This is a genomic window from uncultured Paracoccus sp. (genome assembly GCF_937873615.1).
Taxonomy (GTDB): Bacteria; Pseudomonadota; Alphaproteobacteria; order Rhodobacterales; family Rhodobacteraceae; genus Paracoccus.
In genome coordinates this window covers 25,634-47,515 of record NZ_CALMYP010000024.1, presented here as the reverse complement: position 1 = coordinate 47,515, position 21,882 = coordinate 25,634, and the positions used below count along the sequence as shown (strand labels likewise).

General features: G+C 65.1%; 23 protein-coding genes and 1 pseudogene. 12 read left to right on the top strand and 12 right to left on the bottom strand.

The features are described from left to right. The first annotated feature begins 207 nt into the window (after positions 1-207). The 7 genes and pseudogenes from Q0330_RS07590 (at position 208) to ggt (ending at position 7,951) form a co-directional block, all read left to right on the top strand. On the top strand, positions 208-1,467 hold the full coding sequence (locus Q0330_RS07590; RefSeq protein WP_299476810.1) for an FAD-dependent oxidoreductase: 1,260 nt from the start codon (positions 208-210) through the stop codon (positions 1,465-1,467). A gap of 90 nt (positions 1,468-1,557) precedes the next feature. Beyond that, the gene (locus Q0330_RS07585) at positions 1,558-2,523 is read left to right on the top strand and encodes a TRAP transporter substrate-binding protein (protein ID WP_299476807.1); all 966 of its coding nucleotides are present in this window, start codon (positions 1,558-1,560) and stop codon (positions 2,521-2,523) included. Positions 2,524-2,612: 89 nt separating this feature from the next. After that, positions 2,613-3,056, top strand: a pseudogene (locus tag Q0330_RS07580) (TRAP transporter small permease); the annotation flags it as partial. A 138-nt stretch (positions 3,057-3,194) separates the two neighbouring features. After that, positions 3,195-4,523: a TRAP transporter large permease subunit gene (locus Q0330_RS07575; RefSeq protein ID WP_299476944.1), complete on the top strand. Its 1,329-nt coding sequence runs from the start codon at positions 3,195-3,197 to the stop codon at positions 4,521-4,523. Next, entirely contained in the window at positions 4,520-5,449 is a 930-nt protein-coding gene (locus Q0330_RS07570) for a hypothetical protein (protein WP_299476804.1), read from the top strand. Before Q0330_RS07575 ends, Q0330_RS07570 begins: the two co-directional genes overlap by 4 nt. Beyond that, positions 5,446-6,123: an aspartate/glutamate racemase family protein gene (locus Q0330_RS07565; RefSeq protein WP_299476802.1), complete on the top strand. Its 678-nt coding sequence runs from the start codon at positions 5,446-5,448 to the stop codon at positions 6,121-6,123. Before Q0330_RS07570 ends, Q0330_RS07565 begins: the two co-directional genes overlap by 4 nt. Positions 6,124-6,208: 85 nt before the next feature. Next, positions 6,209-7,951, top strand: coding sequence for a gamma-glutamyltransferase (gene ggt / locus Q0330_RS07560; RefSeq protein ID WP_299476799.1), 1,743 nt, complete (start codon positions 6,209-6,211; stop codon positions 7,949-7,951). 109 nt (positions 7,952-8,060) lie between these two features. Here ggt and trpS read toward each other — a convergent pair whose 3' ends face one another. Continuing rightward, complete coding sequence (gene trpS, locus Q0330_RS07555) at positions 8,061-9,080, bottom strand: tryptophan--tRNA ligase (protein ID WP_299476797.1); 1,020 nt, start codon at positions 9,078-9,080, stop codon at positions 8,061-8,063. 81 nt (positions 9,081-9,161) lie between these two features. Here trpS and Q0330_RS07550 point away from each other — a divergent pair, with 81 nt between their 5' ends. Next, positions 9,162-9,863: a rhomboid family intramembrane serine protease gene (locus Q0330_RS07550; RefSeq protein WP_299476794.1), complete on the top strand. Its 702-nt coding sequence runs from the start codon at positions 9,162-9,164 to the stop codon at positions 9,861-9,863. Here Q0330_RS07550 and Q0330_RS07545 read toward each other — a convergent pair. Further along, on the bottom strand, positions 9,860-10,648 hold the full coding sequence (locus tag Q0330_RS07545; RefSeq protein ID WP_299476791.1) for an enoyl-CoA hydratase: 789 nt from the start codon (positions 10,646-10,648) through the stop codon (positions 9,860-9,862). The genes Q0330_RS07550 and Q0330_RS07545 overlap by 4 nt on opposite strands. 60 nt (positions 10,649-10,708) lie before the next feature. On the opposite strand from Q0330_RS07545, the gene Q0330_RS07540 reads away from it, so the two are divergent. From Q0330_RS07540 to rpsI, 3 genes are all read left to right on the top strand, one after another. Further along, entirely contained in the window at positions 10,709-11,134 is a 426-nt protein-coding gene (locus Q0330_RS07540) for a PaaI family thioesterase (RefSeq protein ID WP_299476788.1), read from the top strand. A gap of 147 nt (positions 11,135-11,281) precedes the next feature. Further along, positions 11,282-11,746, top strand: a complete 465-nt coding sequence (gene rplM, locus Q0330_RS07535) for a 50S ribosomal protein L13 (RefSeq protein WP_299476786.1) — start codon at positions 11,282-11,284, stop codon at positions 11,744-11,746. Between the two features lie 2 nt (positions 11,747-11,748). Further along, on the top strand, positions 11,749-12,261 hold the full coding sequence (rpsI, locus tag Q0330_RS07530; protein WP_299476783.1) for a 30S ribosomal protein S9: 513 nt from the start codon (positions 11,749-11,751) through the stop codon (positions 12,259-12,261). A 64-nt stretch (positions 12,262-12,325) separates the two neighbouring features. On the opposite strand, the gene Q0330_RS07525 is transcribed toward rpsI, so the two are convergent. The 9 genes from Q0330_RS07525 to Q0330_RS07485 all read right to left on the bottom strand — a co-directional run bounded on the left by Q0330_RS07525 (position 12,326) and on the right by Q0330_RS07485 (position 20,059). Next, positions 12,326-12,868 (bottom strand): hypothetical protein, encoded by a 543-nt coding sequence (locus tag Q0330_RS07525; RefSeq protein ID WP_299476780.1) that lies wholly within the window; start codon positions 12,866-12,868, stop codon positions 12,326-12,328. Next, on the bottom strand, positions 12,865-13,776 hold the full coding sequence (locus tag Q0330_RS07520) for a DMT family transporter (RefSeq protein WP_299476778.1): 912 nt from the start codon (positions 13,774-13,776) through the stop codon (positions 12,865-12,867). Before Q0330_RS07520 ends, Q0330_RS07525 begins: the two co-directional genes overlap by 4 nt. Positions 13,777-13,904: 128 nt before the next feature. Further along, positions 13,905-14,933 carry a lysine-2,3-aminomutase-like protein gene (locus tag Q0330_RS07515; RefSeq protein WP_299476775.1) on the bottom strand — a complete coding sequence of 343 codons (1,029 nt, stop codon included), beginning with the start codon at positions 14,931-14,933 and terminating at the stop codon, positions 13,905-13,907. Positions 14,934-14,950: 17 nt separating this feature from the next. After that, positions 14,951-15,277, bottom strand: coding sequence for a heat shock protein HspQ (gene hspQ, locus Q0330_RS07510; protein ID WP_299476772.1), 327 nt, complete (start codon positions 15,275-15,277; stop codon positions 14,951-14,953). Positions 15,278-15,394: 117 nt separating this feature from the next. Next, the gene (locus Q0330_RS07505) at positions 15,395-16,717 is read right to left on the bottom strand and encodes an AI-2E family transporter (protein ID WP_299476769.1); all 1,323 of its coding nucleotides are present in this window, start codon (positions 16,715-16,717) and stop codon (positions 15,395-15,397) included. 112 nt (positions 16,718-16,829) lie between these two features. Further along, a complete protein-coding gene (locus tag Q0330_RS07500) occupies positions 16,830-18,053 on the bottom strand; it encodes a saccharopine dehydrogenase family protein (protein ID WP_299476766.1) in 1,224 nt (407 codons plus the stop codon). A gap of 17 nt (positions 18,054-18,070) precedes the next feature. Further along, positions 18,071-19,171 carry a carboxynorspermidine decarboxylase gene (locus Q0330_RS07495; protein ID WP_299476764.1) on the bottom strand — a complete coding sequence of 367 codons (1,101 nt, stop codon included), beginning with the start codon at positions 19,169-19,171 and terminating at the stop codon, positions 18,071-18,073. A 73-nt stretch (positions 19,172-19,244) separates the two neighbouring features. Continuing rightward, on the bottom strand, positions 19,245-19,676 hold the full coding sequence (locus Q0330_RS07490) for an ATP-binding protein (RefSeq protein ID WP_299476761.1): 432 nt from the start codon (positions 19,674-19,676) through the stop codon (positions 19,245-19,247). A gap of 53 nt (positions 19,677-19,729) precedes the next feature. Continuing rightward, the gene (locus Q0330_RS07485; protein ID WP_299476758.1) at positions 19,730-20,059 is read right to left on the bottom strand and encodes an STAS domain-containing protein; all 330 of its coding nucleotides are present in this window, start codon (positions 20,057-20,059) and stop codon (positions 19,730-19,732) included. A gap of 89 nt (positions 20,060-20,148) precedes the next feature. On the opposite strand from Q0330_RS07485, the gene Q0330_RS07480 reads away from it, so the two are divergent. Continuing rightward, positions 20,149-21,453, top strand: a complete 1,305-nt coding sequence (locus Q0330_RS07480; RefSeq protein ID WP_299476756.1) for a carboxylesterase family protein — start codon at positions 20,149-20,151, stop codon at positions 21,451-21,453. A 58-nt stretch (positions 21,454-21,511) separates the two neighbouring features. Here the strand turns inward: Q0330_RS07480 and rplT are convergent, their stop codons facing one another. After that, the gene (gene rplT, locus Q0330_RS07475; RefSeq protein ID WP_299476753.1) at positions 21,512-21,871 is read right to left on the bottom strand and encodes a 50S ribosomal protein L20; all 360 of its coding nucleotides are present in this window, start codon (positions 21,869-21,871) and stop codon (positions 21,512-21,514) included. Positions 21,872-21,882: the final 11 nt, after the last annotated feature.

Below are 21,882 nucleotides of genomic sequence, written 5' to 3'. Positions count from 1 at the left end.
GACAGATGCTGCTCCATTGGCACTAAGCGGTAAGCGCCTGCCCGGGTGGGCGCGAACGCGCCCGCCTTGGGGCGGGCAGGCGCGTGGCTGTCACTGGCGTGACAGCCGGGCTTGGCGGAAGCGAAACGCCAACCACCCGAAGAAGACAGTGGAAAGCCGCCCCGGCTTGCTCTAGCGGTTCGGCAAGGACAGAACGGGCAGGGCGCGATGGCGAAACGGGTGGCGGTGATCGGGGCGGGCGTGATCGGGGCGACGGTGGCCGCGCGCCTGCTTCAGGACGGCCATCAGGTCACGCTGATCGAACCCGAAAGCCCCGGCGGCCCCCATGCCGCCAGCCACGGCAATGGCGGTTTCCTCAGCCCGGCCTCGATCATTCCGATGTCGGCGCCGGGGCTCTGGCGCAAGGTGCCCGGCATGTTGCGCGACCCCGAAGGCGCGCTGACCATCCGCTGGCGTCACCTGCCGCGCCTGTCGCCCTGGCTGTGGCGCTTCCTGATGGCCGGTGCCACCCCGGCCCGGGTCGAGGCCACGGCCAAGGCCCTGCAACCGCTTCTGGCCGATACCGCCGCCCGCCACATGGCCCTTGCCGCCCGCATCGGCCGGCCCGAGTTGATCCGGCAGGACGGGCTGGTCTATGCCTTCCGCGACCGTGCCGCCTATGAGGGCGAGGCGTTTTCCTGGGACCTCCGCCACCGCCTCGGCCTGAGGACCGCAACGCTGGAGGCCGCGCGCCTGCGCCAGATCCTGCCCGGCCTCTCGCCGGATTACCGCTTCGGGGTCATGGTGCTCGACGGCGGGCATTGCACCGATCCGGGCGGCTATGTCGCGGCGATCTGCGATTGGGCGAAGGGGCAGGGGGTCCGGCTGCACCGCGCCCGCGCCACCGGCTTCGAGATCGAAGCCGACCGGCTGCGCGCCGTGCGGACCGATCAGGGGCCCGTCGCCTGCGATGCCGCCGTGATCGCCTGCGGCATCCGCGCCGCAGCATTGGCCCGTGCCGCCGGCGACCGGGTGCCGCTGGAAAGCGAGCGCGGCTATTTCGTCCAGATCGCCGATGCCGAAGGCGGGCCGGCGATCCCGGTCATGCCGCAGGACGGGCGCATGGCCAACCTGCCGACCCTGACCGAGCTGCGCGCCTCGGGCCAGGTCGAACTGGCCTCGCTCGACGCGTCCGCCGACTGGCGCCGCGCCGATATCCTGCTGGGGCATCTGCAACGGACATGGCCGGGGCTGAACCCCGCGCCCGACAGGATCACCCGCTGGCTCGGTCATCGCCCCTCGACCCCGGACGGGCGGCCGGTGATCGGGCGCGCCTCGGCCTCTGCCGATATCCTTCATGCCTTCGGGCACGGCCATATCGGTCTGGCCTCGGCCCCGGCCACGGCCGGGCTGGTCGCGGATCTGCTGGCCGGGCGTATCGAGGCCCCGCCCGCCTTCGCCGCGACCCGGTTCCGGCGCGCGCGCTAAAGACTGGAACCGGCGCCGGAAAGGGTGCTAGAAATTCCGCTAACCCCTTTCGGGGTCAAAGAAGAAAACCAACCAACAGGAAGCTCACCGATGAACATCTCGATTCCCGCCCTCGTTGCCGCTGCCGTCGCGGCTGGCGCCGCCAGTGCCGAAAACTGGGATATGCCCGTGGCCTATCCTTCGGACAATTACCACACCGAGAACGCCGTGGCCTTCGCCGAGGATGTGAAGGCCTGCTCGAACGGTGCATTGGAAATCACCGTCCATCCCGGCGGCTCGCTGTTCAAGGGCGACGAGATCAAGCGCGCCGTCCAGACCGGCGACGCCCAGATCGGCGAACGCCTGCTGTCCGCCCATGCCAATGAAAACGCCATCTTCGGCTATGATTCGGTGCCCTTCCTTGCCAGTTCCTTCGAGGCATCCGAAAAGCTGCGCGCGGCGGCAGAGCCGGTTCTGGCCAAGGTCCTGGCCGATCAGGGGGCGACGCTGCTTTATTCCGTGCCGTGGCCGGCGCAGGGGATGTATTTCGACAAGGAAGTGAACGGCGTGGCCGACATGGCCGGGATCAAGTTCCGCGCCTATAACTCCTCGACCGCCCGCGTGGCCGAACTGGCCGGCATGGTCCCGACCCAGGTCGAGGCGGCCGAGCTGAAACAGGCGCTGGCAACCGGCGTCGTGGCTTCGATGATCTCCTCGGGCTCGACCGGCGTCGATGAAAAGGCCTGGGAAGACATGAGCCATTTCTACGACGTGAAGGCCTGGCTGCCGCGCAATACCGTCTTCGCCAATACCGCCGCACTGGAGGCCCTTCCGGCCGAGGTGCAGGATTGCGTCAAGACTGCTGCCGCCACCGCCCAGACCCGCGGCTCGGAACGGGCTGCCGCCCTCAGCGACGGTTTCCTGAAGACGTTGGCCGATAACGGCATGAGCGTGGCCGAACCGTCCGAGCAACTGGCCGCCGATCTTGCCGTGATCGGCGAGCAGATGACCAATGAATGGCTGGAAGCCACCGGCGATGACGGCAAGGCCATCATCGACGCCTTCAAGGCCGAATGATCCCGGTCCCCCGGCATTTTCGCTGACAACGCCTTCCGGCCGGCGCGCATCGAGTTGCGCGCCGGCCCTTCTGCTGAACGGGGATACCGATGCGACGCGCGCTTGACGCCCTTTATTCCGCCACCGGCATTCTGGCCGCGACCTCGCTTCTGGCGATCCTCGGGCTGGTGATCGCGCAGATGGTGGCCAGGTGGTCGGGCGGGCTTCTGCCTGGCGGGGCCACCTATGCCGGCTATGCCATGGCCTCGGCCTCGTTCTTCGGGCTTGCCTATACCTTCGTGCATAACGAGCATATCCGCGTCGGCCTGCTCATCGACCGTGCCGGCAATTCGCGCCGTGCGGTCGAGATCTGGTGCTATGGCATCGGCAGCCTGGTGATGCTGTTCTTCGCCTGGAACGCCATCCAGACCCCGATCACCAGTTACCGCTTCGGCGATGTCTCGCAGGGGCAGGACGCCACGCCCTTGTGGATCCCGCAGCTTTCCATGGCCATCGGCACCAGCGTCATGGCGCTGGCGATGCTGGACAACCTGATAAGGGTGCTGCTGACCGACAGCCTCGGCGTCGATCCGCCGCGCGTGCCGGTGGAAACCGACCGGCTGGGCGCGCGCAAATGGCGCTTCGTCTTTCTTGGCGCCTGCCTGCTGGTCGTCTACGGCGCGTTGCAGATGATGACCGGCTTCGACCGCGACGCCACCGGGCTGAAGATCGGCATCTTCCTGTTCGTGATGTTCTTCCTGCTCGGCACCGGGCTCTGGGTCGGGCTGGCGCTGATGGGCGTGGCCTATATGGGCATGATCGGCTTCACCTCGCGCAATCCGGGCAGTTCCATGGCGATCACCGTCTGGACCAGTTCGTCAAGCTGGACCCTGACCTCGCTGCCGCTGTTCATCTGGATGGGAGAGATCCTGTTCCGCACCCGCCTGTCCGAGGACATGTTCAAGGGCCTCGCCCCCTGGTTGCGCGGGTTGCCGGGCGGGCTTCTGCACACCAATGTCGTCGGCTGCACGGTCTTCGCCGCCGTGTCGGGATCGTCGGCGGCGACGCTGACCACGGTCGGCAAGATGTCCATCCCGGAACTGCGCAAGCGCGGCTATCCCGAATTCATGATCATCGGCACGCTGGCCGGGGCGGCCACGCTCGGCCTGATGATCCCGCCCTCGCTGACGCTGATCGTCTATGGCGTGACGGTGAAGGAAAGCATCACCAGCCTGTTCATGGCCGGCGTGTTGCCGGGCCTCGTGCTGGCGGGGATGTTCATGCTCTATATCGTCGGCTGGTCCTTCGCCCGCCCCGATCAGCGCCCGGAGCGAGAGCCGCGCCTCGGCTTCATCGGCGCGCTGAAGAATTCGGTCCTGCTGATCCCGGTGATCCTGCAGATCGTGACCGTCATCGGTTCCATGTATGTCGGCCTCGCCACCGCGACCGAGGCCGCCGCCTTCGGCGTCGTCGGCGCATTGGTGCTGGCGCTGGCGCAGCGCTCGCTGACCTGGGAAAGTTTCAGCCAGAGCCTTCTGGGCGCCGCCCGCACCTCGGCCATGATCGCGCTGATCCTCATGGGCGCGAGCTTCCTGACCCTGTCGATGGGCTTTACCGGCGTGCCCCGCACGCTCGCCGCCTGGATCGGCGGGATGGAGCTGTCGCCGGTCGCGCTGATCGTGGCGCTGACGGTGTTCTATATCGTCATCGGCATGTTCCTCGACGGGATTTCCGCCGTGGTGCTGACCATGGCGATCATCGACCCGATGGTGCGCGGTGCCGGCATCGACATGATCTGGTTCGGCATCTTCGTCGTCGTCGTGGTCGAGATGGCGCAGATCACCCCGCCGGTGGGCTTCAACCTGTTCGTGCTGCAGGGCATGACCAAACATGACATGGGCTATATCGCCCGCACGGCGCTGCCCATGTTCCTGATCATGGTGCTGATGGTGGCGGTGCTGGTGGCCTTCCCGCAACTGGCAACCTGGCTGCCCGAGGCGATGAAGCAGGCCCCGAATTGACACCGATCCGGGCGCTCGAATGGGCGGGGCGACATGCGCGGCTGATCCTGCTGGCGGGGCTTCTGATCGTGCCGTTCCTGCCGATCCGTCACGCCTTCTTCCTGCCGGTGCTGCCGGTCCTGATCGCGCTGCTGATCGGGCTGGCGCTCTGCCGGCTGGATCTGGCCTCGATCCTCTCCGATCTGGCCGATCCGCGCTTCCTGCCGGCGCTGCTGGCGGGCATCGCGCTTTTCCAGGTCGGGGCGGCGGTGCTGCTGACCGGGCTTGGCACCTTGTGCGGGGCAAGGGCGGCGATGCTGCTGATCCTTGCCGCCTTCGCCGCCGCCCCGGTGCTGAACTCGGCCCCGAATATCGCCCTGATGCTGGGCTATGACGCAAGGCTGGCGCTCTACTGGATGCTGCTCAGCAACATGATTGCGCCGCTGACGGTGCCACTGGCGCTGGCGGCCTCGGGCATCGACCTGCCGGTCGAGCCGGCCCGCATCGCGCTGAAGGTCTTCGCCATCCTCGCCGGGGGTATCGCCATCGGCGTGATCCTGCGCCGCACCCTCGGCCCGGCCCGGATTGCGGCCGAGGGCAAGGCCCTCGACGGGGTCGCGGCGCTGGTGATGATGGCCTTCCTGTTTCCGCTCATGGACGGGGTGCGCGCGCGCGCGGCCAGCCAGCCCGGCCTGACGCTTGGCCTCGCGGTGCTGGCGCTGGCGCTGAACCTTGGTGCCAACCTGGCCCTGCGGGCGCTGGCGGCGCGCGCCTTTGCCCGACCGAAGGCGCGCACCATGGGCCTCGTCTTCGGCAATCGCAATATCTCGCTGATGCTCGCGGCCCTGCCGCCCGAGCCGAGCTTCAGCCTGTTCGTGGCCATGGCGCAGATCCCGATCTATGCCTCGCCCCTGATCCTGCGCGCCCTTGACGGAAACGAGCCATGACCGGCTTTATCGGCATCCTGTCGCTCGACAGCCGCTTCCCCCGCATCCGGGGCGATGCCGGCAATCCTGACAGCTATGATCTGCCGGCGCGGGTCCGCGTGATCGAAGGCGCCGACAGCCCGAAGATCGTGCAGGATGGCCGCCCCGCCCCCGAACTTGCCGCCCGCTTCATCGCAGCCGCCCGCGAACTGGAAGCCGAGGGCGCGATCTTCATCACCTCGACCTGCGGCTTTCTGGTGTCGATGCAGCACGAGATCGCCCGCGCCGTCCGGGTGCCGGTCATGCTCTCGGCGCTCAGCCTGCTGCCGCTGCTGCGCCTTGCCGACCGCAAGGCCGTCTTCGGCATCCTCACCGCTTCGGCGGCGAGCCTTGGGCCGGGGGCGCTGAAGGCGGCGGGGGTGAAGCCCGAAGATGTCCGCATCCGCGGCCTCGACCATGTCCCGATCTTCGGTGGAACCTTCCTTGCCGCCAAGGAAGCCCAGCCCGACCGCTTCGACCGCGCCGCCATGGAAGCCGCCGTCATCGAAGCCGCCCGAGGCCTGATCGAAGCCCATCCCGAGGTCACGCTGATCCTGCTGGAATGCGGCAACCTGCCGCCCTATGCGGCGGCAATCGCGCAGGCGACGGGCCGGCCGGTGCAATCCATCCTCGACGGGGTGCGGCTGTTCACCTGATCCTCCGGCGTGATCGCGCTTGACCCGGCGGCGGATCGGGGGTCGACTGGTCGGGGACGTCAATGGGATTCAAGGAGATGGGACGATGAGTTTGTTGGATAATATCCGCCGCAGCGGCACGCTCGCGCTGGCACTCGCCACGGTTTCGGCATTTCCCTCGACCGCGCAGGAGGCCGCGATCTATTCCGGCATGGACCGCGTGCACCCGGTCTGGGCCGAAAACGGCATGGTCTCGGCGCAGGAACGTGTCGCCGCCGAAGTCGGGCGCGACATCCTCGCCGCCGGTGGCAATGCCGTCGATGCGGGCGTTGCCGTCGCCTTCGCCCTCGCCGTGACCCTGCCGCGCGCCGGCAATCTCGGCGGTGGCGGCTTCATGCTGGTCCATGACGCCGAAACCGGCGAAACCCACGCCATCGACTATCGCGAGATGGCCCCCGCCGGGGCGACCCGCGACATGTTCCTGGGCGCCGATGGCAATGCCGACAGCGAGCTGTCGCGCTATTCCGGCGCGGCCTCGGGCGTGCCCGGCACCGTCGCCGGCATGAAAATGGTGCTGGACGAATACGGCTCCATGCCCTGGGCCGAAGTCATCGCCCCCGCCATCAAGCTGGCCGAGGAAGGCATCACCGTCACCCCCGATCTTTCCGACAGTCTGGAGGCGATGAAGGACCGGCTGACGAAATACCCGTCCGCCGCCGCGATCTTCTACAAGGAAGGCGGCGAATTTTACCGCCCCGGCGACACGCTGGTGCAGGCCGATCTGGCCGCCACGCTGAAAGCCGTGGCCGAACAGGGCCCGGACGGCTTCTACAAGGGCCCGGTGGCCGAAGCCATCGCGTCCTCAGTCACCGCCGCCGGTGGCAATATGACGGTCGAGGATATGGCCAATTACAAGGCCGTCTCGCGCGAACCGATCAAGGGCACCTATCGCGGTTACGAGATCGTCTCGATGCCACCGCCCTCCTCGGGCGGGGTGCACCTGATCCAGATCCTGAACGCGCTGGAAGGCTATCCCATCGGTGCATTGGGCGAAAACTCGGCTGAGACCATCCACCTCATGGCCGAGGCGATGAAGCTGGCCTATGCCGACCGTTCGGAATATCTGGGCGATCCCGATTTTGTAGATGTTCCAATCAAGGCACTGACCAGCAAGGAATATGCCGCCGATATGCGCGCCAAGATCAGCCAGGCCTTTGCGACCCCGTCCGAGCAGATCAAGCCTGCCGATCTTGCCCCCTACGAATCCGATCAGACCACGCATTTCTCGATCATCGACAAGGAAGGCAACGCAGTTTCAAACACCTACACGATCAACTTCAGCTATGGCTCGGGGCTGGTCGCGGATGGGACCGGCGTGTTGATGAATAACGAGATGGACGATTTTTCCGCCAAGCCCGGCGTCCCCAACGCTTACGGGTTGATCGGCGGCGACGCCAACGCGGTCGAGGCCGGCAAGCGCCCGCTCTCCTCGATGACGCCGACCATCGTCAACAAGGACGGGCAGGTCTGGCTGGTCACCGGCTCTCCGGGCGGGGCGCGCATCATCACCACGGTGTTGCAGGTCATCATGAACATGGTCGACCATCAGATGAACGTGGCCGAGGCCTCGACCTCGCCGCGCATCCACCACCAATGGCTGCCCGACGAGTTGCGCATCGAGGAGGGCATCAGCCTCGACACCCAACGCGCTTTGCAGGCCAAGGGTCATGTGATCTCGCTGCAAGAGGTCATGGGTTCGACCCAATCGGTGATGAAGGACCCCGAGACGGGCTACCTGCTGGGCGCTTCCGATCCGCGCCGCGCCGGGGCGGCGACCGTCGGATATTGATCCGGCGCGACCTCGCGGAAATGCAAAGGGCCGGGATCTTCCCGGCCCTTTTTATGTATGCACGCGATATGTACGGCTTGTGTACGCCCTGTGTACGGGTTGCCGCCGCCTATCGAGAGCGGATCATGCCCATGATCTCGCGCGCCTTGCCGACGACCGGGGCAGAGATCGCCTCGGCCCGGACCGCCCCCGCGCCCAGGATCCGATCAATCTCGGCAGGGTCGGCCAGGTATTCCGTCATCCGCGTCGAGATCGGCGCAAGCACCGAAACCGCGACATCTGCCAGCGCCGGTTTGAAGGCCCCGAAGCCCTGGCCCTCGAACTGCGTCAACACCTGATCTGGTGTTTCACCGGCAAGTGCCGCGTAGATATTGACCAGATTGCGTGCCTCGGGCCGGTCCTTCAGCCCCTCCATACTGCCGGGCAGCGGCTCGGCATCGGTGCGCGCCTTGCGGAATTTCTGCGCGATGGTGTCGGCGTCGTCGGTCAGGTTGATGCGGCTGGCATCGCTCGGATCCGATTTCGACATCTTCTTCGACCCGTCCCGCAGCGACATGACCCGGGTCGCGGCACCTTCGATCACAGGCTCGGGAAGTGGAAAGAAATCAACGCCATAGTCGTGATTGAACTTCGCCGCAATGTCCCGCGTCAACTCCACATGCTGCTTCTGATCCTCGCCCACCGGCACATGCGTGGCGTGATAGGCAAGGATGTCCGCCGCCATCAGCGCCGGATAGGCGTAAAGCCCGAGGCTCGCCTTTTCGCTGTTCTTGCCGGCCTTGTCCTTGAACTGGGTCATGCGGTTCATCCAGCCAAGCCGCGCCACGCAGTTCAGCAGCCAGGCCAGCTCCGCATGGGCGGGCACCTGGCTCTGGTTGAAGAGGATCGAGCGCGCCGGGTCGATCCCTGCCGCCATGAAGGCCGCCGCTGCTTCCCGGGTCTGCTGGCGCAGGGCTTCGGGCTCCTGCCAGACGGTGATCGCATGCAGGTCGACAAGGCAATAGACGGTCTCGATCCCCTCGTTCTGGCGTTCGACGAAACGCTTGAGCGCGCCGAGATAATTGCCGAGCGTCAGGTGCCCCGAGGGCTGGATACCGGAAAAGATGCGTTGGGTCTTGGCTTCGGTCATGACAGGCCTGCTTGGAAAATCCGTGCTGGTGGCTTAACCCTGCCGACAACCGGGCGCAACCGCCCAGAGCAGGAGGAAGATATGCGCCCCGGATATGACGAATCGCCCATCAATGCGTTGCCGCCGGTGATCTGGCTGCTGGTTCTGCCGATGATCGCCTCGGAAATCGTGTTCGGGCTGGGCCAGATCGGGCTGATCGGCGGCGCGCAGGGGATCGGGCTCAGGCTGAACGCGCTGGAGATGACGGCCTATTACCCGCAACTGCCGCTGCGCATGTGGGAGGCGCGGATTTTCAGCGCCAGGGCGGCGGCGCGGGTGCTGACCTATCCGTTCATCCACGGCTCTGTCACCCATGCGCTTTTCGTCATCGTCTTCACCCTGGCGCTTGGCAAGATGGTGGCCGAGCAGTTCCGCCCCTGGGCCGTCATCGCGCTGTTCTTCGGCGCGGCCGTGGGCGGGGCGGCGGTCTATACGCTGTTCTTCGCCATCAGCGGCCTGCCGGTCGAGCCGCTGATCGGCGGCTATCCGGCGGTTTACGGGCTGGTCGGCGCCTTCACCTTCCTGCTTTGGGTGCGGCTGGGGATCGAACACGCCAACCGTATGCGCGCCTTCACCCTGATCGGGATGCTGCTGGCCTTCCAGCTGGTCTTCGGGCTGCTGTTCGGCAATGCCGGCTATAGCTGGATCGCCGAAATCGCCGGCTTCGTCTTCGGCTTCCTGCTGTGCTTCGTGCTGGTGCCCGGGGGCTGGGCACGGGCCATGGCCGCGCTGCGCCGGCGTTAATCGGCCCAGGCCGGCTTGCGCTTTTCCAGGAAGGCGCTGATGCCCTCCTCGGTTTCGGCCAGCATCATATTGGCGCACATCGTGTCGCCCGCCACCTCATAGGCCTCGGGCGTGTCATGGGACAGCTGCTCATAGAAGCCGCGCTTGCCCATGGCGATGGCGGCGGGCAGCTTGGCGGCGATCTGCTGGGCAAGCGCCATGGTCTCGGCTTCCAGCTTCTCGGGCGCGGCCACGCGGTTGATCAGGCCCAGCCGCTCGGCCTCGATCGCGGTGATGAAGTCGCCGGTCACCAGCATCTCAAAGGCGGCTTTGCGCGGGATCGCGCGCGACAGCGCCACGGCAGGGGTCGAGCAGAACAGGCCGACATCGATTCCGTTCACCCCGAATTTCGCCGTCTTCGCGGCCACGCCCAGATCGCAGGCCGCGACCAGCTGGCAACCGGCGGCGGTGGCGATGCCCTGCACCTCGGCAATGACCGGCTGGGGCAGGGAGGTGATAAGCTGCATCAACTGCCCGCAACCCTCGAACAGCGCGGTGAAGCCGGCCCGGCCCCGGTCGCGATTGGCGCGGGCGGCCTGCATCTGGCGCAGGTCGTGCCCGGCGCAGAAGGCCTTGCCATTGGCGGCCAGGATGATGGCGCGGACATGTTCCTCGGCGCTGACCGAGGCGAGGGTGGTATAAAGCGTCGCGATCATCTCGGCCGACAGGGCGTTGAAATTCTTCGGGCTGTTCAGCACCAATCGTGCCACGCCGCCCGTGTCGTTGCGTAAGATCAGGTCCGACATCGTTGCTTTCCTCCCTCGGCTCGACGCAGCATAGGCACAAAGACGGACGAGGGGAAAGACATGGGTTTGCAAATGGATGCGGCGGCGCTGAACGCCTTCCTGGCCGAGGATTTCGCGCAGGTCGCGCCGGATTTCACCATATTGGAGGCCAGCGAGGATCGTCTGGTCGCCGGGCTGCGCGTGCGCGAGGCGCATCTGCGGCCGGGCGGCACCGTCTCGGGGCCGTCGATGTTCGCGCTTGCCGATCTGGCGATCTATTGCGCGATCCTGTCGCGGATCGGGAAAGTGCCGCTGGCGGTGACGACGAATGCCTCGATCGACTTCCTGCGCAAGCCTGCCGCCGGGCAGGACATGCGGGCCGAATGCCGGGTGCTGAAGCTGGGCCGCAACCTGGCCATCGCCGATACGCTGATCTTCTCGGACGGGGTCGAGGAACCGGTCGCCCGCGCCTCGATGACCTATGCGATTCCGCCAAAAAGCCTGTGAGACGGCGGTTTAGAGCGCGGTAAATAGATACCTATTTTGTATGACGTTGTTTTTGCTGTGAAATATGGGGCTATAACGGCTTGACCTGCGGGGCGGGATCGCGGATACACCGCCATCTCGAATTTGAACCCCCAAAAGGGCAGCGACATGAAGACCTATACCGCAAAACCGGCGGAGATCGAGAAGAAGTGGATCCTGATCGACGCCGAGGGCGTCGTTCTGGGCCGTCTCGCCTCGATCGTTGCGATGCGCCTGCGTGGCAAGCACAAGCCGACCTATACCCCGCACATGGACATGGGCGACAACGTCATCATCATCAACGCCGACAAGGTGCAGATGACCGGCGCCAAGCGCGATGACAAGAAATACTACTGGCATACCGGCCACCCGGGCGGCATCAAGCACCGCACGGCCCGCCAGATCCTGGAAGGCGCCCATCCCGAGCGCGTCGTGACCAAGGCGGTCGAGCGCATGATCTCGCGCAACAAGCTGGGCAAGCAGCAGATGTCGAATCTGCGCGTCTATGCCGGCACCGAGCATCCGCATGAAGCTCAGCAGCCCGAAGTCCTCGACGTCAAGGCGTTGAACAAGAAGAACACCCGGAGCGCGTAATCATGGCCGAAGACATCAAATCCCTCGACCAGCTGAAAGAGGCGGTCACGGAAACCGCAGCGCCCGCCGCTGCCGCCGCTGAAACCGTCGCAACCCCGGCCGCCCCGCGTGAGCCGGTGCGCGATCAGCACGGCCGCGCCTATGCCACCGGCAAGCGCAAGGATGCCGTCGCCCGCGTCTGGGTGAAGGCCGGCTCCGGCAAGATCACCGTCAACGGCAAGCCGATGAACGAGTATTTCGCCCGTCCGGTGCTGCAGATGATCCTGCGCCAGCCCTTCGACGTGGCCGGCGTTGCCGGTCAGTATGACGTTGTCGCGACCGTGACCGGCGGCGGCCTTTCGGGTCAGGCCGGTGCGGTCAAGCACGGCATCTCGAAAGCGCTGCAACTGCATGAACCCAGCCTGCGCGCCGCGCTGAAGGCCGCCGGCTTCCTGACCCGCGACAGCCGCGTCGTGGAACGGAAGAAATACGGCAAGGCCAAGGCCCGCCGCAGCTTCCAGTTCTCGAAGCGCTGATCCTTCAGGGGATCTACAGAATCAGGCGCGGCCCCTCGGGGTCGCGCCTTTTTCGTTGCAGAAGTCAGTCTGTAACTCCTGCAAGTCGCGCTGCGGCGCGGGTGCCGCAACCAGGGCAGCTCAGCGTATCGCCCCACCGGTAACCGCGCCCCTCGCCATCGGTCCAGCTTCCGGGGATCAGGTCTGTGGCCCCGCCGCTGGCGCCGCATTTATCGCAAGTAAAGCCCAGAATATGGCCGCCGAAGATCCGATCCATCAGCTGGTGAAAATCGTTGCTGTAATAGCGCAGGGATGACGGGCCGAGCTGGGCATAACGGGCGAACCCCCGAAGCCCACGATATGCGCGATACAAGTCGCGGTAGTGCCTGTACGCCTCGGCCTTCTGCGAAACGCCGTCAAGCGGGTAGTCGTAGCGCAGGCAGATCTCAAGTTCCTTTTCGGCAAGCTGCCGCAGCCATTGCGGCAGGTCCCGCAAATATAGCGAGATCCAGACAGAGGGGTGTTCCGTGTCAGACGGCGCATGAAAGGCTCGCGAACTCAGACTGACCAGCCATGTGCGGGTCAACAGCCTGGCGGGAGGCCCTATCTTCGGTGGCGCGGGCTTCATGGGGTTTCCTTTGCGGCGCCGGTGCTGGCCGCCAGGCGTGCGCGCCGCCCCTCGGCACGGAAACCATAAAAATTTGCGGCAAGGATCATCGCAGCGCCGACCAGCAGCCAGGGGCTGACCACCTCGCTATAGACGTAATAGCCGACAAGCGCGATCAGCGGGACGCGCAGAAAGTCGATGGGGATGGCGACCGAGGCATCCAGATGCCGGAAGGCGCGGGCCATGGTGTAATGCGCACTTAGCCCCGTCAGCCCGGCCAGCACCATCCAGGGCAGATTGCCGGGCACCACCGGTCGCCAGTCGAAAACCGCCAGAGCCAGCCCCATCGGCAGTTGCATCACGATCATCCAGGCGACGATGACGCCGGCCGAGCAGCTGCGCGTCAGCAGCTTCACCAGCACCGCCGACATGCCATAGCCCGCCGCCGCGATCAGTACGACGAACGAGGCCGGGTCCATCACCTCGACCCCCGGTCGCAGGATGACCAGCACCCCCAGAAAGCTGAGCCCGACGGCGATCAGCCGCGGCCGGGTGATCCGCTCTCCCAGAATCAGCAGGGCGAAGACCGCGACCCAGACCGGCATGGTGAATTCCAGCGCGAAGACCTCGGCCAGCGGCAGCAACGCCACGCCGAGCGTCCAGCAATATTGCGCCCCGAAATGCACCGCGTTGCGCAGCAGGTTCAGTTTGAGGCTGCGCATCAGCCGCATCTCGGGCCAGAGCCGGGGCAAAAGCGCTGCGACGACCACCAGTCCGACGACGGATCGGAAGAACAGGATCTGGAAGGTCGAGAGATTCGCCGACAACTCGCGCGAGGCAATGGCCATCCCGATGAACGAGGCCAGACTGCCGCACATCCACATCACGCCCTTGGCAATGCCGTCGCCTGTCTGTGCCGATTGGCTCATCCCGATCTCCGTAGGTCCCCGGATATATGCTGTTGCATATGTGAACCCGGTTTGGAATCGCGAAAGCGTTGGACTGGGTCGGGCTTGGGTGGCGGCGCCTCAATTCTGCATCGCCCGATGATGGGATTTCAGCGAGCAATATCCAGATATTCGTGAACCCTGCCTTGCCAGTCGCGGATCTTCCAGCGGCCCGGTCCGTCGCGACGGACGGCATCCGATTCCAGCGCCACCTTGCCATATCCGCCCGGCAGGTCGAGGACATAGCGCGGAATGGCCACGCCGGACAGGTGGCCGGCAAGCGCGCGCATGATCGCCAGCCCCTCGTCGATGGTGGTGCGGAAATGACTGGTGCCGCGGGCGAGGTCGCAGTGATGCAGGTAATAGGGCGTCACCCGGAGCGCGGTCAGCGCGCGAAACAGCCGGGCGAGGGTCTCGGCATCGTCATTCACGCCGCGCAGCAGCACGGTTTGCGACAGGAGCGCGACACCGGCATCTGCAAGGGCTGCGATGGCCGCGCGGCCCTTGGGCGTGAGTTCGTCCGGGTGGTTGGTGTGGATGACCAGAAACAATGCCTTGCGGCGCTTCAAATGCGGCAGAAGTGATGCGATCCGTTCCGGTGCGACCACGGGGACGCGGCTGTGGATGCGGATGATCTCGACATGCGGAATCGCGTCGAGCCGACCCATGATCTCGGACAGCCGGCGCGGCGACAGCGTCAGCGGGTCGCCGCCGGTCAGGATGATCTCGCGCAGGGCAGGGGTGGCGGCGATGTGATCCAGTGCTGCGTGAAGCTGGTCCGGGGGCAGGGGGCCGGCACCGCCGACGGCCTCGCGCCTGAAGCAGAATCGGCAATAGACATCGCAGGTCTGGGTGACATGCAGGATGGCCCGGTCGGGATAGCGATGGGTCAGGCCGGCGACGGGGCTATGGGCATGATCGCCGATCGGATCGGCCAGTTCCTCGTCGCGGATGGTCAGTTCGCGCCGGTCGGGAACGAATTGCGCGGCGATGCCGGGCGTGTGCTGCTGCATGGCCGGTGTCACCCGGATGCGGAAGGCACGCGCCACGCGGTCCAGATCGTCGAGATTGGCTGCATCGACATGCCCCCCGGACGCCAATCCCTCGACGGTGGTTATTGCATCGGCTTTCGTCGTCATGAACGGGGGTGCGCGGCCTAGTTGATCGCCGCTTGCAGCGGATAATAGCCATCGCGGAATTCACCGAACAACCCGGTCAGTTCGGGATGCTCGACCGGCTCGCCCGACATATCGGGCAGAAGGTTCTGCTCCGAGACATAGGCAACGTAATAGGTCGCCTCGGTTTCGGCATAGAGGTGATAAAACGGCTGGTCGCGATTGGGGCGATGATCCTCAGGGATGGATTCGAACCACTCCTCGGTATTGGAAAACTGGGGATCTATATCGAAGACGACGCCGCGAAACGGGTGCTGGCGGTGCCGAACGACTTGTCCGATCATGTATTTTGCCGTGCGAGCTTCCATCCGGCGCCTCTTTCCCAATGGTCTAGGTTTACGCGTTTCGGGCAATACTGTCCATGAACAGGTTTGACCGAATGATGACAATGCAAGTGATGCCTTCAGTCATTCTCGACCATTCGGTCATGTCTGGGCGCTCTGCTTAGGTATTATTGTGGTCTCGGGCAGTTCTGACTTCTCGGCGGGGGGCATCTCGCTCTGCTCCTCCAACACCGGGGGTGGCCCACCGGCGAGGAAATTGCCAAGCCGCTCGAGCCCCGGAATATGGTCGGCCAGCACCTTCAGCACCACCAGTATCGGCACGGCCACGACCATGCCCAGGACCGACCACAGCCAGGCCCAGAGCGCCACCGTCACGAAGACGACGACCGTGTTCAACTGCAACCGGCGCGAGACGAAGTAGGGCGTCACCAATTGCCCCTCGATCGCGGTCAGCGCCAGATAGCTGCAGGCGGCGAAGATTGGCGTGGCGAGGTCGTCGAAGCTGACCAGCCCAACCAGAAAACAGGCCGCGACCCCGGTGACCGCACCGAGATAGGGGATGAAGTTCAGGACGAAGGCCGCAACGCCCCAAAGCAGCGGTTGCGGCATGCCCCAGAGCCACATCGTCCCCCCGATGCAGACCGCCAGCCCGGCATTGATCAGCGTGATTGCCCCGAGATAGGAGCCGAGCGCGGCTTCGATCTCGCGCATGGCCATATAGGCGGCGCGCTTTTCGCTGAGCGTGTCGAAACTCTGCACGACTTTGAGGTAGAGCAGGTCGCCCGAGGCCAGGAGGAAGAACAACAGGAACAGCGTGAAGACGATCTGTCCGATGATCGACGGGCCCGAGGCCATGATCGCTTCCAGCGCCGAGGTTCGCTCAGTCTCGACGCTTACCTTGACCTCCTGCGGCTGGTCCGCGGCGGGTGCGGTGATCTCGGCATCCATGACAGGGCGGTCGACCGTAGGGTTGCCGGTATCGTCAGCCTTCTCAAGCGAGGGACTTGCGGTATCTTCCTGTGTTTCGCCGCCGCCCGCCGTCGCCTTTTCGATGCGGGCCGCGGCCTCCTCCAGAGGGCGGAAGTTCTCGCGCATGGTCTGGAAACGGTCCTCAAGCCTTTGGGTGATGCGCGGGCTGTTTTCGGCGATGTCGCTGATCGGGCCGGATATGGCATAGCCAAGCCCGCCGACCAGTAGCACCATGCCAAGGGTGATGATGGCGGCAGAGATGCCGGCGCTGACTCCGATCCGCCCCATCATGCGGCGGAAGGGCACGAAGACGAAGAACAACAGCGCGCCAAGCGTCACCGGCATCAGGAAAGCGGCGGCAGAAGTGATGAAGTAGAAAAGCAGGATCAGAAAGATGCCGATCACCGCCCAGGTCGGCGCGCCGCGCCTCTCGGCGGTGTCATGGGCGATGCGGGGAAAACGATGCTTGGCCGAATAGCTGGGCTGTTGCGGCATTCAGGGTCAACCTTTGTTCGCGACTGGTTTCGCCCAACGCAGAAGGTGGCGCGAAAGGTCCATGCCTCTTTTCGGAGACATGGATCCCATTTTCGATGCCTCGGCAGGGCGATCAGATCGGATGATCGCCGGTCGCGTCGATGACCCGGGTCGGCAGGCCCATTTCGCCCAGAAGCTCCAGGAAGGGGCGGGCCGGCAGATCCTCGACATTGACCATGCGTTTCACATCCCAGATGCCGCGCGCGATCAGGATGGCGGCGGCGACCGGGGGCACGCCGGCGGTATAGCTGATGCCCTGGCTGCCGACCTCCTCATAGGCCTGTTTGTGATCGGCGACGTTGTAGATGAAAACCTCGCCGTCTTCGCCATTGCGGCGGCCCTTGACCAGATCGCCGATGCAGGTCTTGCCGGTATAGTCGGGTGCCAGGCTGGCCGGGTCGGGCAGCACCGCTTTCACGAGTTTCAGCGGCACGACCTCTTGCCCCTCGGCGGTGGTGACCGGCTGTTCGGACAGCAGCCCCAGCGATTTCAGCACGGTGAAGACATTGATGTAATGCGCGCCGAACCCCATCCAGAACCGGACATCCGCGAAAGGATAGCGGGCCGAGAGCGAATGCACCTCGTCATGGCCCGAGAGATAGGCGGTCTGCTTGCCGACCACGGGCAGGTCCCAGTCGCGACCGACCTCGAACATGGCGTTCTCGGTCCATTTGCCGTCCTGCCAGGCATAGACGGTGCCGGTGAACTCGCGGAAATTGATCTCGGGGTCGAAATTCGTCGCGAAGTAACGGCCATGGCTGCCGGCATTGATATCGACGATGTCGATGGAGCTCAGCTCGTCGAAATATTCATCCTCGGCCAGCCGGGCATAGGCATTGACCACGCCCGGATCGAAGCCCGCGCCAAGGATCGCGGTCATGCCGGCTTTCTCGACCGCGTCGCGCCGCTTCCATTCGTAATTGCCATACCAGGGCGGGATCTCGCAGATCTTCGCCGGATCCTCGTGAATCGCGGTGTCGATATAGGCGCATCTGGTGTCGATGCAGGCCCGCAGCACGGTCATGTTGATGAAGGCCGAACCGACATTGATGCAGATCGCCGCGTCGATCTTCTGGATCAGTTCCGCCACGGCGGCGCTGTCCATGGCGTCGACCGCGTGGCTGGTGAAATCCATCTCGTGGCCCTTGCCGCGCAGGCTGTCGATGATCGCATCGGCCTTGGACTGTGTGCGCGAGGCGATATGCAGCGCGCCGAATTCGCCGGCCCATTGCGCAATCTTATGCGCGGTGACCTGGGCGACGCCGCCGGCGCCGATGATGAGAACGTTCTTGGTCAACATTTCCCCCTTCGGTGTCAGGACAGGCTGTCCCGATAGTCGTCGTAAGTGAATTCGCGGATCGGACGGATCCTCCCGTCCACCTCGCGGATGGCGATGGCCGGCATGTTCACGCCATTGAACCAGTTCTTCTTGACCATCGTGTAACCGGCGGCATCGCTGATGCTGATCCGGTCGCCGATCTGCAAGGGCCGATCGAAGCGCGCATCGCCGAAGATATCGCCCGCCAGACAGGTCTTGCCGGCGATCTGATAGGCGTGATCGCCCGATTGCGGCAGCTTCGCGGTCTCGCGATAGATCAGCAGGTCCAGCATATGCGCCTCGATGCTGCTGTCGACCACGGCGATCTTCTTGCCATTGTCGATGATGTCGAGAACGCTCACCTCCAGCGAGGCGGTGCCGGTGATGCTGGCCTCGCCTGGCTCCAGATAGACCTGCACGCCCAGCCGGTCGCTGAATGCCTTCAGCCGGTCGGCGAGCCGGTCCAGCGGATAGCCCTCGCCGGTGAAATGGATGCCGCCGCCAAGCGAGACCCAGTCGAGCCGCTTGAGGAAGGCACCGAATTCGGCCTCGATCCGGTCGAGCTGGGTCGAGAAAAGGTCGAAATCCCGGTTCTCGCAATTGTAATGGATCATCACCCCGCTGATCCGACCCGCCGCCGCCTCCAGCCGGGCGGGGTCCCATTCACCAAGCCGCGAAAACGGCCGCGCCGGATCGGCCAGATCAAAGCCCGAGGTCGAGAAGCGCGGGTTCAGCCTGAGTCCGCGTTCGATATGGCTGGCCTTGTCGGCGAAACGGTCGAGCTGGCCGAGCGAGTTGAAGATTATCTTGTCGGCGTAACCGATGGCTTCGTCGATCTCGTGATCGGCCCAGGCGACGGAATAGGCATGGGTTTCCTTGCCGAATTTCTCGCGCCCCAGGCGCAATTCATAGAGCGAGGAGGAGGTGGTCCCATCCATGGCATCGCGCATCTGGTCGAAGACCGACCAAGTGGCGAAGCATTTCAGGGCCAGCAGGGCCTTGGCGCCGGACGCTTCTCGCAGGCGGGCGACGGTCTCCATATTGCGGCGCAGCGCCGCGATATCCATCAGGTAGAAGGGCGTTTGCAGCGACATCATTCCCCCGCAGGCCGGTCAAGGGCGCCGATATAATCTGCCCGCTTCGGTTTCGCAAGGAATGCTGGTGTCAGGGTTAAAGGTGAATCTGCGGGTCGGGTGTGGCGAGCGGCACTGTGAAGGCAACGTAGTTCTGCTCGTCCTCACGGAAATAGGCCAGCGATTGCGTCAGGTGGCCGATCAGGAACCAGCCGAAGCCGCCTTCCGGATAGCCCGAAGGTTCAGGCGGTTGGGAGTTCAGGCAGATCGTTGGCAATAACCGGCCATTGTCGCTGACCGAGCAGGAGAGGCCGTCGCTTCTGGCGACGACACTCAGATGCACAAGTGGCATCGGTCCGTCGCGATTTGGACGACCGTGCTGGGCGATGTTGTTCAGCAACTCGGCCAATACCAGTTCGGCCCGTCCCATCAGGTCGTTGCTGATATGGCCGTGCAGGCGTTCGCGAAGCGCAATCAGCGTATCGCGCACGGTACCCGGCAAGGCCCGAAAGCTGCGGGTGAAGATCACCAGCGGCGGGGTGCCTGCCCGAGACCCGTCAGTGCCCCGTCGTCTTTTGTCCCTCATCGGCCGACATCTCCTGCATTGGGGATGGCAACGTCGAAGATCTGATCCATCCGTGTCAGCCGGAACACGCGTTCGACATTCGGGGTAAGGCCGCAGAGTGTCATGCGCCGCCCTTCCGGCAGGGCCTTCTTCAGCGCGATGACCGCGCCGAGGCCCGAACTGTCCAGAAACTCGACCGCAGAGAGGTCGAGCACCAGATCGGGGCCATCTGCAACGATATGCGGGCGCACCGTATCCTTGAATTCGCCAGCAATCGCGGCGTCCAGGCGTCGTTCACCCATTCTGACAAGAATATGGTCGGTTTGATCTTCGATGGTGACGTTCATTCTATCCTCGCCCTTCTGCGCCTGTTCTGGAACACTAGCGCGAATTGCTTGCCATATGGTGAACGGCCACAGGATCCGAAAGGTCAGTCATGCGGTGCCTCAGGGCCGAGTCCGCCCCAACCCGAAACATCGAGACCCCGGCAGGGCGCTTTGGCGCAAGCCTTTCCGACGGCCTGCTTCGTGCCAGTGGCATCCCCTATGCATCCAGCAATCGTTGGGAAATGCCGCAGCAACTGCCCTTTCTCGACATGATGGCAACCATGCCTGCGCGGGCCTGCCCGCAGCTGCCGATCCCGCGTCTGGACATGACGTTACCCTCGGCCTTTCGGGGGTTGGAATTTAGTGAAAACTGTCTCGATCTGTCCATCACGGCACCCGAAGGCTGCCACGGCTTGCCCGTGGTCGTCTGGCTGCATGGCGGCAGCTACGAATCGGGTGCTGCCGACATGGCGGTGTTCGATCCCTCGGTGCTGGTGGCGGAGGAGCGGGTCGTCTTCGTCTCGGTGAGCTATCGGCTGGGTATTTTCGGCTGGCTGTCGGGGGACGGGCGGCCCGCCAATCTGGGCGCGTTCGACGTGATTGCCGCGCTGCGCTGGATCGCGCGCAATATCGAGGGTTTTGGCGGCGATCCGGGGCGGGTCACGCTGTTCGGGCAATCCTCGGGCGGCGATCTGGCAGCGCGGCTGATGGTCTGTGACGCGGCGCGGGGCCTGTTTCATCGGGTCATCGTCCAAAGCGCGCCGCTGGATCTGCCGTTGCGGGCCGGGCGGATGCGGCGGGTCATGCGTCGCGCGGCTGCGGGGCTGGACCGCGACGCAGCAGATGCCGATCTGTTGGCACGCCAGCAGCAGATCCGGCGCGCCGCGCGACGATTCGGGCTGGCTGGGCAGATGCCTTTCGGGGTCGAGTTCGGCGCAGCACCGTTTCCGCCCGAGGAAACGCTTGCCGAAAAGCACGCGGCTTCTGCCCCCGAGGTCAATGTCCTGATCGGCCATATGCGCGACGAGGCGGGACTGTTCCTGCCGCCGCCCGAACGAAGGCTTGGCAGGCTGATGGAGCCCTTGCGGCGCGTGGCGGTGCGCCGGCTGACGCGCCGGCTTTATGCCGAGCCGGCCCGGCGCTTCGCCGACCGGCACGCGGGGGCAGGCGGCCAGGTCGCGCGCTTTGTCATCGACTGGGGGCATGGGGCGTTTGGCGCGGCACATCTGGCCGATCTGCCGCTGATCCTGCCCGGGCCGGACTGGCTGGGCACGCCGCTTCTGCCGCCCGAAATGACGCTGGAGGAGCTGATCGCGGCGGGCCAGCCCCTGCGCGCGCTTTGGGCCGGCTTCGCGCGGGACGGGCGCATCGGGGAAGATGTGCCGGGGATCGTCCGTATCCTTGATCGGTCCTGACACGAAAAAACCCGCGCCGGGGCGCGGGTCATTCCTTGACGGTCCTGTCGGATCGGGATCAGGCGGCTGCCTTGGCCTTCTCGACAATGGCGCCGAAAGCTTCGGGCTCATGCACCGCGAGATCGGCCAGAACCTTGCGGTCGACCTCGATCCCGGCCTTCGACAGCGCGTTGATGAAACGCGAATAGGTCATGTCGGCATCGATCGCGCGCACGGCGGCATTGATGCGCTGGATCCAGAGCGCGCGGAAGTTGCGCTTGCGGGCCTTGCGGTCGCGGGTGGCATACTGGTTCGCCTTGTCGACGGCCTGGGTGGCGGTGCGGAAGTTGCGCGAACGGTTGCCGTAATAGCCCTTGGCAGCGTCAAGGACCTTCTTGTGGCGGGCGTGGGTGACCTTGCCGGATTTAACTCGTGCCATGTGTCAGTCCT